Origin of the sequence: Methylobacterium sp. J-092, from assembly GCF_022829325.1 — a bacterium.
In the GTDB taxonomy this organism is placed as follows: Bacteria; Pseudomonadota; Alphaproteobacteria; order Rhizobiales; family Beijerinckiaceae; genus Methylobacterium.
The window spans coordinates 1-9,814 of record NZ_JAKSXU010000090.1 but is presented as its reverse complement, the minus strand read 5'-3'; the positions used below and the strand labels follow the sequence as shown (position 1 = coordinate 9,814).

Genomic DNA, 9,814 nt, shown 5'->3' with positions numbered 1-9,814 from the left:
CCTCGAAGCCGGCGACGTCGAACCGCGCCGCGGCGCCTCCGGAAGCCTCCACCCAGGCCGTGCCCTCCTCGCGCGTCCCTTCCTCCAGGGCAATCCGCTCCAGCCCCATGCGACGCAGAACCTCGCGACCGACGCCGCGGACATCCACGTTCTGCCCCCCATCGCGGAACTCGGGCGTGCGTTCGACCACGGTGACGTCGAAGCCATGACGGCCGAGCCACCAGGCCGCCGTGTTTCCGGCGATGCTCGCGCCGGTGATCAGGATGCGACGGGCCATGCGGGATCCACCTCCGCCGAGCCAACCCTGCACTCGGGAGCGGGTTGCCCCGGCCGTCCGAGGAACCTGGACGATCCCAACGGACGAACGTGTGCCGACGCGGACCGTCTTTGTGTAGGCTTCAAGGCATCGTCAGCCCTCGATTCGCGTCCCTGCGGGTTCCGGCACATGGGTGTCGTAAGCCTTGAAACCGGATTTCGCTAAGCAACTCCGGCGCATGCCAGGCAAGTTCATGGCTTGCCGCAGCAGGCCGTGTAAGTCGCACTCGCGGGGATAGCGAACGCGCCTTTCCAGGGTATGGATGAAACCTTTCCGTGCGAGCATCCGTACCGGACCGCGTACGCCCGACCTGGGCGCGGCGCGAGGTCCTGCTTCGGCGCCCCAGAAGTCATGCCCAAGCACCATCGGCCGACGATATTTTATCCGTATAATCAGGAACTTGCGACGCAGTTCCTCTCTTCCCTCCTCGTGCGATTGGGGATCCCTTCCCCGTACAGGAGACGACGAATGAAGATCACAACCCTCGCGCTCGCCGCCTCGGTCCTCGGCGGTCTCGCCCTCGGAACCGGCGCCGCTTCCGCCGCCCCGATGGGACCGAACGGCCTCCAGGCCGCCCCGGCCGGCATCACCCAGGTCCGCATGAGCGGCAGCGAACGCATGATGATGAAGAAGCGCATGATGCGGAAGAAGATGATGAAGCGCCGGATGATGAAGAAGCGCATGATGAACCGCATGTAAGCGGCCGTTCACGAACGCGGCGGCTCAACCCTTGGGCCGGCCGCCGCGCCCTCGCTTCCCAGGACCCGTCGCCCTCGTGCCCCGTACCCATCTGACGCGCTCCGCCCCCGACACGGGCGAGGTCGAGCATCGACGCTGGATGTTCCGGCATCCCGTCCTCATCCGAATCACCCGCTAGATCAACGCGCTCTGCCTGCCCGTCCTCCTGATGAGCGGCCTGCAGATCTTCAACGCCCATCCGGCCCTATACTGGGGCAAGGTTTCGACCTTCGACAAGCCCATCATGGCAATGTCCCAGAACGAGGACGACCCGCCGAAGGGCACCACGACGGTTCTGGGCCATACATTCGATACCACCGGCTATCTCCGCTCTTCGACAGGCAGCGACGGCGAGCAGGCCGACCGTGGCTTCCCGTCGTGGCTGACGCTTCCGAGCGACCAGGATCTCACCGGCGGTCGCAGCTGGCACTTCTTCTTTGCCTGGGCCTTCGTCCTGAACGGCGTCCTCTACCTGTTGTATGACCTGTTAAGCGGTCAGTTGCGCTTCCGCGTCATCCCGCAACGCGACGAGGTCCACCGCTTCGGCGCCTCGGTATGGGAACACCTGACCTTGCGCTTCCCGGAGGGCGACGAGTCCAAGCGCTACAACGTCATCCAGAAGCTGACCTACGCCATCGTGTTGTTCGTGCTGCTGCCGGTCCAAGTGCTGGCGGGGCTGGCGATGTCGCCGGCGATGGATGCGGTATTCCCGTTCCTTCTGACGCTGTTCGACGGACGGAAATCGGCGCGGACGGTCCATTTCGTCGTGGCGGCCCTGTTGGTGCGATCGGCGTAGGGTCGCTTAGGTGAATTCAGCAAGGTTCGAGGAGGGTGCCTAAGCCTCATCGTCGTTGGAGCGCCCGCTGCCGGATCCCCTCGCCGTCGCTTGGGCGGCGCAAACAGGCCTCGTCTGATGTCACGGACGGTCGAAGTGGTGCTACCATTTGGCGCTCCGCGTAGGGCGCGCCATCAAGGCACAACTAGTCGTCCTGGCCCTGCTGTGCGACAGGAACGAGCACCCGGAGCGGAGCATCGCGCAGATCCGCCGGTACGAGGCGCTATTCCCGCGCGCTGCGACCTTCCTCGAAGGATGGCGCGCACAGTTCGGCGACGCTGGTGCCCACTCGCCTCTTATCTGCGTTGGGAATGGATGATCGGCCACCATGCTATGCGGCAATATTTGTGGATTGATCGCGATTTGCGTGGTACCAGGATTTGAATACATCTGGTGTCATGGGGCGTCCGAAGAAGTACCCCTGGCTCTCATCACATCCCATGCTGAGCATCAGATCGGCTATTTCCTGAGTCTCGACACCTTCGGCCACGACGTGATAGCCGAGATCATGGGACAGCGTGATCATTGTGGCCACAAGGTTTCGCTGCCGAGCAACGCCTGTACAGCCGGCGATAAAGGAGCGATCGATCTTCACGACGTCGAAAGGGAGTGCCTGCAGGTAGGAAAGGGAACTGTAACCAGTCCCAAAATCGTCGATGGCAAGACGGATACCGGCGGAGGAGAGCCGCTGCAGCTGCTTCAAGGCATGAGCCGCATCCTCCATCACGGCGCTTTCCGTAATCTCAAGCTCAAGGTGGTATGCTGGAACACTGTGTCGAGCGAGGACGCTTACTACACGATCGACGAAGTCCGCCTCCTTCAGGTTACCAGCCGAGACATTTACCGAGAGCACCAGATCCATGTCCTGGGACAGCCAGGCCGCGAGCTGGGTCAAGGCTGTGTCAAGTACCCAGGCGGTCGTCGGCTTGGCGAGCGCCATTCGTTCGATCAGAGGAATGAACTCGGCAGGCGAAACGCTGCCAAGCTTTGGGTGGGTCCAGCGCAGGAGCGCCTCGGCGCCGAGGCAAAGTCCCGTATCGAGGGTGACCCGAGGCTGGAACACTAGATGCAGCTGCGACGCCTCCTCTAAAGCCTGCCCGAATCCATTCAGGAGATCGAAGCGGCGACGATGCACGGCGTCTTGCATCGCCGAATAGAGGCTGACTTTGGTGTCCGTCAGGCGGGCGTCTTCGGCAGCACAATGTGCAAGCCGGAGAACGTCACTGGGGTCCGTCTCCCCGAGCGTAAAGGGGGCCACACCAATCGCCACCGTGGTGACGAAGCGCGAGCTGGCCCTCGCTCGGATGGCGGCGAGCATTGACGCGAGTAGGCCGATATAAGCCTCTTCCACGACGTCCCGCGGTGCCAGGAACGCGATCTGACTGGCCCCGATCATGTAAGCCGTGCGCGCCGGCCCCAGGGCTAAGCGCAGGATCCCTGCGGCTTCTCGGACGAGTTCGTCGAGGAATGTCGCGCCCATCACCCGTGCTGTGTGGCTGAGCTCGTCGGGTGAGGCCAGATCCACGAAGACGACCAGACGCTGCGAACCCGCTGGGTCTGTTAGGACGAGATCGTTCAGGTCTTCGACGATCTGGGTTCGGTTGGGAAAGCCGCTCAGAGGGTCGATGCGGCCATGGGCGTGCTGCAGCTCGACCTGCGCCATCACCATGGCAGCCATATCGCGCAGCATTTCCGTATCGGCAGCCGAGAACTGCCGGGGTTCGGCACCGGTGACGCAGAGCGCCCCGATGGCTAATCCGTTTTGGGTCAGTAGTGGGGCTCCTGCGTAGAAGCGAGCGCCTGCCTGTGCCAGGGGCGTATCGCGGTACGCGGGGTCTTGTGCGATGTCGGGGAGCACGAGAACATCGCGGGTATTGGTGACTTCTGCACAAGGCGCTCCCTCACGCGGCATTGAAACGACATCGATGCCGACGCGGGACTTGAACCACTGCCGGTCGTGATCGGTCAACGATACAGCCGCGCTTGGAAGGTTGAAGAGCTGGCTTGCCATCCGGGTGATGCGATCGAAGCTCTCGCTTGCTGGCGTATCGAGTAAGCGCAGATCCTGCAGCGCCGCGAGCCGCACGGCTTCGCTCTGTTGAGCTTCATCAAGAGGCGACATGACCAAGTTCCGGAAAAGAGGAAGCCAGGTTTGGTTTTTACAATCTGGAGGAACGAGCGGGCAGTGGGCGGCCTGATTCATCGAGTAAAGACCGAGAAGGCCGCACTTGCTGTACCTCACGCGAGGCGCATCATGCCATCGGGGATAGCTGAGCGAAATTGTACGTTGATGTTGGTACCGGAGCGGTGCCGGATCTCGCAGTTGAACCGTCGCCCGTCAGCATCAATGGTCAGATCGAACCGGTCCGGAACCTGAGCGTGCATGCGGACATGGAGCCGTGCGCCGCCGTCCGAGAGATCGCGGATCGAGCAAGTGATCGGACCGCGGCCAGGCATGTGGATGCTAGCCGGTAAGAGAACGCGGGTTCGGCGCTCGTTACGTCGCTCCTCCATGCCGACGGTCCAATTATCCAGGCTTGTGCTGATGCTCGATACACCGCTGGCCGCCTGACGCATGCTGGTTAGGATTTCCCCCGTCGCACGCGTCTGCTCGTCCATCGAGCCACTGACCCCGTCGACGTGAGCGCTGATCGTATCGATCGCCGCGGTGATGGTCGTCAGATTGGCCGCCACCTCGGACGAGACGGCTTGCATGCCGGCAACCTCTCCGCTGATCCGGGTTGTGGCTGCAGCCGCCTGACCGGCCAAATCTTTCACTTCAGTCGCAACGACCGCGAAGCCCTTCCCAGCCGCGCCGGCCCGTGCGGCCTCGATTGTGGCGTTCAAAGCCAGCAGATTGATCTGCTGGGCGATACCTGCGATCACAGCACCGACGCCGTCCATCGCGCTGGCGGCAGCCTGCAGGCGTTCCGTGGCAGCATTGGCTTCGCCGGCGCGTCCGTGGATGTCGTCGACGACGGCCTTCGATTGTGCCATGCTGCGCGAGATTTCCAGCGCGGCGGCATTCATAGTCTCGGCGGCGTCGGTCACGGCCTGAACATTGTCGATGGTCTCCTCGGCGGCCGCTATGGCGACCGAGCGAGCTTCCATGTTGGCGGTGACGTCGGTAGCGTACTTGACGATCTTGGTCAGCCGACCATTCGAGTCGAAGATTGGGTTGTAGCTCGCCTGGATCCAGATTTTTCCGCCATTCTTGTCGAACCGTTGGAACATGCCGGTCGCGAACTTACCCTCACGTAGTCGATCCCAGAAAGCTACATAATCTTGTGACTTGGCGTAGCTGGGCTCGACAAACATGGAATGGTGCCGGCCCCGGATCTCTTCGATCTGGTAGCTAACTGCCTTCAGAAAGTTCGCGTTGGCATCGAGCACCGTTCCGTCAGGGGCGAATTGGATCACCGCTTGCGAGCGGTTGACTGCGGCGAGCTGACCCATCGCGTCGGTAGTCTGCAGCTTCTGCGCCGTAACATCCGTAGCGAATTTGACCACTTTCACCGGTTTGCCGTCCCGATCGCGAATCGGGTTGTAGGTCGCCTGGATCCAAACCTCGCGACCACCCTTGGCGATACGTCGGAACTCGCCGCTGGCGAACTCGCCTTGCCCGAGGCGCTCCCAGAAGGCGCGGTATGCCGCGCCGGTCTGCTCTGCCACATCGACGAACAGGCTGTGGTGGCATCCCTGTACCTCGTCCAGGCGATAGCCAACGGCGTCAAGGAAGTTCTGATTGGCGGTCAGGATCGTGCCGTCAAGGGCGAACTCGATCACCGCCTGCGACCGGTGCAGGGCATCGAGCTGTCCATCGTGATCGATGGTGCGCAACACTTGTGCTGTGATGTCGGTGGCGAATTTGACGACCTTGGTGACCCGTCCGACGCGGTCGAGCACGGGATTGTACGTCGCCTGAATCCATACGCTCCGACCACCCTTGGCGACGCGCTGGAACTCGCAAGTCTGCGCTTCGCCGCGACCCAGGGCGGCCCAGAACGCCCGATACGCATCGCTCTCACGTTCGGCGACCGGGACGAACAGGGCGTGATGCTGTCCCTTCACCTCCGTGAGGGTGTAGTCCATCAAATCGAGGAACAGGGTGTTAGCAGTCAGTACCGTTCCGCCAGGGGTGAACTCGATCCGCGCACGGGATCTGTCGAGGGCTGCCATCAGGGCGCGTAGGTCGGCGTCGAAGAGCGGCACCGCAGACATCTCCAAATGCCACCATGGCACGCAAAGCGCATATGTGACGTCTATTTAAGTTAGCTTAATAAGGCCGATAGGACACTTGATCGCACCCATCACAATTTCTCTAAGTCACGCACGCGCCCCGGTAGCGAGCTATTGCACGTGGAGCGTGAGTTTCATCTTCGGATGGATGCCGCACTGAATGATGAAGTCGCCAGGTACCCTTAGGATCAATGTCGCCTGCATGCCCGGCTCCTGATCGCCTGCGTCGAACACGAACCGGTCGGCGTCGATGAAAGCGTGATGTACGGCGGTCTCGTCGCTGTTGATGAGGGTGATCGTATCGCCCATGCGCAAGAATAGGTCGGTGGGATCGTAGTGCCGCCCCTTCTGAAGCACGATGCGAATTACATTAGTTAGGCTGGCCTGTGCGGGACTTAGTGCAAGCAATGATGCGACCAGCACAACAGATCCAGCGAGGGTAATCTGATATCTGAGATTGCAAGCCACAATAAACACAACCCAAGCGGAAGTGACGTCTAGCGCCACTTGTTGGAAGTTAGTCGTCCCGAACGCCGATCCCCGGCGCCGCCGTCAAGCGGCGAGGAACGCCTGGGAGAGACGTACGGTCCGACGGCGCACGTTGACGCCTTCTGGGGTCGCCCGCCCTGGCCCGCGGTCAAGGCGGCGAGGCACCAGCGCAGCCCCCCCTGCGCTGCCCTGACGTCCCGGCGCCCTTCGATCCCGCACCCGCACGCTCCTCATGGCGGTGGCACCACGCGCGAACCGTTCGTGATGGTGTTTCGAATGAGATCCGCCTGTGATCCATCATGCCATCTCAGGTGTGCCACACCCTCAATCAGGCTCGCATCCGCTGCAGCGAACTTTTGCTCGTTCGGACGGAGGCGATGGTTTCCCGTGCGCATTGGGTTTGATTGCGCCCTCTAGCCTTGGCTTCGTAGAGGGCTGCATCCGCTGCTCGGTAAAGCGCTTCGGGCGGTTCGCCGGCGACGGTGGCCCCGGATGCAAGGCCGATGCTTACCGTGATCGCGCCAGCGCCGATACCGGCAGTCGCGATCGACATGGTCGAGACTGCTTCGTGGACCCTGGCGGCGAGGCGCCTCGCGCCATCGGCATCGGTATCGGGCAGCAGCACCACGAACTCCTCGCCGCCGATACGCGCCACGAGGTCGTCGGGACGACGCACGCTGGCCGACAAACAGTCGGCAAGGCGCTTGAGCACTTCGTCGCCAACCGAATGGCCGTACCGGTCGTTGATGCGCTTGAAGTGGTCCGCGTCGAGAGCCAGCAGCGACAGCGGCTTGCCGGTCCGAAGGGCTCCGTCCCGAGCCGTTGCAAACACCTCGTCGAAACGGCGGCGGTTCGCCAAGCCGGTCAGGGTGTCGGTGCACGACAATCTGGCGAGCTCGACCTGCAAGGAGTCGCGGCGACGCATTTCCCGCCCGAACGCGAGAGAGAGGAAGGCGGTCAGGCCGCACAGCACCAGCACCGCGATGCCGATGACGGACGCCTTGGCGCGCCAGCCCACCTCGATGTCCCTGGCGGCGAGGGCGACGTTCAGTATGAGCGGCAGGTCGCCTACTTGGGTGAATGCATAGTGTCGTACCACCCCATCGCGCACCGAAGTGCCGACGAAGCTGCCAGCACGCTCGCTCGCAAAGCGCCTGAACGTGGGGGCGTCGGAGATGTTCTCCCCGATGTCCGTCCCTTCGTAGGGATGGCGCATGATGCGCGTGCCGTCTCGCAGGTAAAGGTTGATCGCGCCATCGCGCCCGAGTCCGAGCTGCTCGAAAAGGTGGCTGAAGTAGTCGAGCTTCAAGGTACCGAGCACGACGCCACCGAAGGATCCATCAGGCTTTGAGATGCGGCGGCTGAAGGGTATCATTCGCTCGCCGGTCAGGCGTGAGACAAGCGGCCGCCCAATGAGCAACCCCAGGCCGGCACTTTTCCTATGAATGCGGAAATACTCGCGATCGGCATAGTTGCCCTTGCGCGGCGGTAAGGCGCCGCTGTCAATGCCGATCGCGCCGTGCTCGTCGATGACAAGCAGGACGCCAATGTCCCGGGCCGTCGACGCCCGGTCGAACAGGACGAGCTGTCGCATCTCCGGGCTCACCGCTTCGATCCCGGGCGTGCGCAGGTTCTCCTGGACGGCTTGGAGGGTGAGATCGATGATTTCAACGTTCCTGTTGATGTCGCGCTCAATGACCTGAAGGAGGTTCTTCGACGTTACTTCCACCCTGTCCCATGCGTCCTGCTGTAGTTCTAGCAGCATCAACGCGGACACGATGAGCATTCCAATCGGCGCGAGAATGCCAAGCGCGATCCACGCACGTGCAGAGCGGAGCAGTCGTGCGAAACTAGGTTGCAGGACCATGGGCGGGCACCCTGAGACTTATCGTTGCCGGGTGTATGCCGTCCGAATATCTTACGCGGGATATCATCCGTCAAAACGCGAGGTACTTAACCACAAGGTTCTTAACGCCGTCTTGTCGGAACCAACTGCGTCCGGGCGTCTATCGCCGCCATAAATCGTTTCATGCGTGTGATACAGCGTATAGCCGTAGCGATCGAATCCCGGGTGGAGCTGACCGGGAACTCGGACCTTGCCTCGGCGGATGCGATGGGGTGCGCCTTCATGCAGATTGAGTCCGGCTTACGCCGCTTGAACCAGTCTGAAGTCGTCACGGGTTCGTACGTTCGTGACATCGTTCCTTTCGTGCTATTCGTGGGCATGAATTGATACGCCCGTTAAGGTTGGCGACATGCCGAACCCCGGGCAGAGGCGATCCTCACTCGGGCTTCGTTTCGGCACGGATGGACGCACGGTCTACTACCTTTTCATATAACAAATCCGGTCTTTACGAGGCAGACCGGCGCTGACCTCGCCGGGCAGTGGGGCGCCGCATTCGCTCTGGACTTCGAGCGGCACTGGTTCGACAGCTACGGTCGCGTTGCCGCGACCGGTCAGCTGGTCTATTTCAAGAATTACGCCGCCGCGTTCGGACGCTGGTTCGACGTGCGCGCGCACTGGGTAGGCGAGTCCCGCAACCATCACGTAGCGGTCTTCTTCAACGACATTACCGTTCGCAAGTATGCCGGACTACCCGCGGAAGCCAACGAGCGCGAACTCCGCCTGACCGCCGACACGCTGCCGGTGCTGATCGTGTTTATCGACGCCGGCCCCGTCTACCGTTTCGCCAACGAGGCTCGTAGGGACTTGTATTTCCCGCCACCCTCCGAGGTGGTCGGACGCGACGTCCGGAAACTTTTGGGTTCGGAAAGATACGCCCGCGCCGGGCACGCATGGACAAGGCCCTAGGCGCGGAACCCGTCCTGTTCGACCTCGAATGGCCGCACGCAGATGAAGTCCCCGCATGGCCGAGATCCAATACCTGCTGCGCCGGGACGCCGCAGGTCTGGTCGACGGCTTCCACGTCTCCGTCCAGGACGTCACCGACCACCACCGTGTCGAAGCCATGCTGCGTTCCGCGAAGGCGGAGCTCGAAGTCGAGGTCGCCGCCTGCACGGCCGACCGCGACGAAATTTGCGCGTGTCCAGCGACCTTCTTAGACCCCGTTTCATAATGGGCAGAACAGCTTAGCTATTGGGTGAGCGGCGAGCATCGCGGGCGTTGGGAGAGTGTCTGACGCTCACCCAGGAACCCCGATGTGGACGCCCGCCGCCCGCGCCGAGCTTGCGCGCGA

9 protein-coding genes are annotated in these 9,814 nt (G+C 62.4%); 4 read left to right on the top strand and 5 right to left on the bottom strand.

Annotation, left to right across the window (positions count from 1 at the left end):
* A partial coding sequence (locus MKK60_RS10065; RefSeq protein ID WP_243985471.1) for an FAD-dependent monooxygenase occupies positions 1 to 277 on the bottom strand: 277 nt, incomplete at its 3' end.
* Positions 278 to 784: 507 nt separating this feature from the next.
* Between MKK60_RS10065 and MKK60_RS10060 the strand changes: the two genes are divergently transcribed.
* Together MKK60_RS10060 and MKK60_RS10055 are read left to right on the top strand one after the other, a co-directional pair.
* Positions 785 to 1,015, top strand: coding sequence for a hypothetical protein (locus MKK60_RS10060; protein ID WP_243985469.1), 231 nt, complete (start codon positions 785 to 787; stop codon positions 1,013 to 1,015).
* A 178-nt stretch (positions 1,016 to 1,193) separates the two neighbouring features.
* On the top strand, positions 1,194 to 1,850 hold the full coding sequence (locus tag MKK60_RS10055; protein ID WP_409567383.1) for a cytochrome b/b6 domain-containing protein: 657 nt from the start codon (positions 1,194 to 1,196) through the stop codon (positions 1,848 to 1,850).
* A gap of 370 nt (positions 1,851 to 2,220) precedes the next feature.
* Here MKK60_RS10055 and MKK60_RS10050 read toward each other — a convergent pair whose 3' ends face one another.
* The 4 genes from MKK60_RS10050 to MKK60_RS10035 all read right to left on the bottom strand — a co-directional run bounded on the left by MKK60_RS10050 (position 2,221) and on the right by MKK60_RS10035 (position 8,484).
* Positions 2,221 to 4,011 (bottom strand): putative bifunctional diguanylate cyclase/phosphodiesterase, encoded by a 1,791-nt coding sequence (locus MKK60_RS10050; RefSeq protein WP_243985467.1) that lies wholly within the window; start codon positions 4,009 to 4,011, stop codon positions 2,221 to 2,223.
* Positions 4,012 to 4,127: 116 nt separating this feature from the next.
* Positions 4,128 to 6,110, bottom strand: a complete 1,983-nt coding sequence (locus tag MKK60_RS10045) for a PAS domain-containing protein (protein ID WP_279604051.1) — start codon at positions 6,108 to 6,110, stop codon at positions 4,128 to 4,130.
* Positions 6,111 to 6,239: 129 nt separating this feature from the next.
* Entirely contained in the window at positions 6,240 to 6,437 is a 198-nt protein-coding gene (locus MKK60_RS10040; RefSeq protein WP_243985456.1) for a methylamine utilization protein, read from the bottom strand.
* A 508-nt stretch (positions 6,438 to 6,945) separates the two neighbouring features.
* Positions 6,946 to 8,484 (bottom strand): sensor domain-containing diguanylate cyclase, encoded by a 1,539-nt coding sequence (locus MKK60_RS10035; protein WP_243985454.1) that lies wholly within the window; start codon positions 8,482 to 8,484, stop codon positions 6,946 to 6,948.
* Positions 8,485 to 9,126: 642 nt separating this feature from the next.
* Here MKK60_RS10035 and MKK60_RS28590 point away from each other — a divergent pair.
* Together MKK60_RS28590 and MKK60_RS10025 are read left to right on the top strand one after the other, a co-directional pair.
* Positions 9,127 to 9,429: a PAS domain-containing protein gene (locus tag MKK60_RS28590; RefSeq protein ID WP_243985452.1), complete on the top strand. Its 303-nt coding sequence runs from the start codon at positions 9,127 to 9,129 to the stop codon at positions 9,427 to 9,429.
* A gap of 55 nt (positions 9,430 to 9,484) precedes the next feature.
* Positions 9,485 to 9,694, top strand: coding sequence for a hypothetical protein (locus MKK60_RS10025; RefSeq protein WP_243985448.1), 210 nt, complete (start codon positions 9,485 to 9,487; stop codon positions 9,692 to 9,694).
* Positions 9,695 to 9,814 lie beyond the last annotated feature (120 nt).

Bases quoted from the DNA above. Each gene is read 5' to 3' on its own strand.
- MKK60_RS10045 (WP_279604051.1), bottom strand. From the start codon at position 6,110: ATGTCTGCGGTGCCGCTCTTCGACGCCGACCTACGCGCCCTGATGGCA.
- MKK60_RS10035 (WP_243985454.1), bottom strand. From the start codon at position 8,484: ATGGTCCTGCAACCTAGTTTCGCACGACTGCTCCGCTCTGCACGTGCG.
- MKK60_RS10025 (WP_243985448.1), top strand. From the start codon at position 9,485: ATGGCCGAGATCCAATACCTGCTGCGCCGGGACGCCGCAGGTCTGGTC.
- MKK60_RS10050 (WP_243985467.1), bottom strand. From the start codon at position 4,011: ATGTCGCCTCTTGATGAAGCTCAACAGAGCGAAGCCGTGCGGCTCGCG.
- MKK60_RS10060 (WP_243985469.1), top strand. From the start codon at position 785: ATGAAGATCACAACCCTCGCGCTCGCCGCCTCGGTCCTCGGCGGTCTC.
- MKK60_RS10040 (WP_243985456.1), bottom strand. From the start codon at position 6,437: ATGGGCGATACGATCACCCTCATCAACAGCGACGAGACCGCCGTACAT.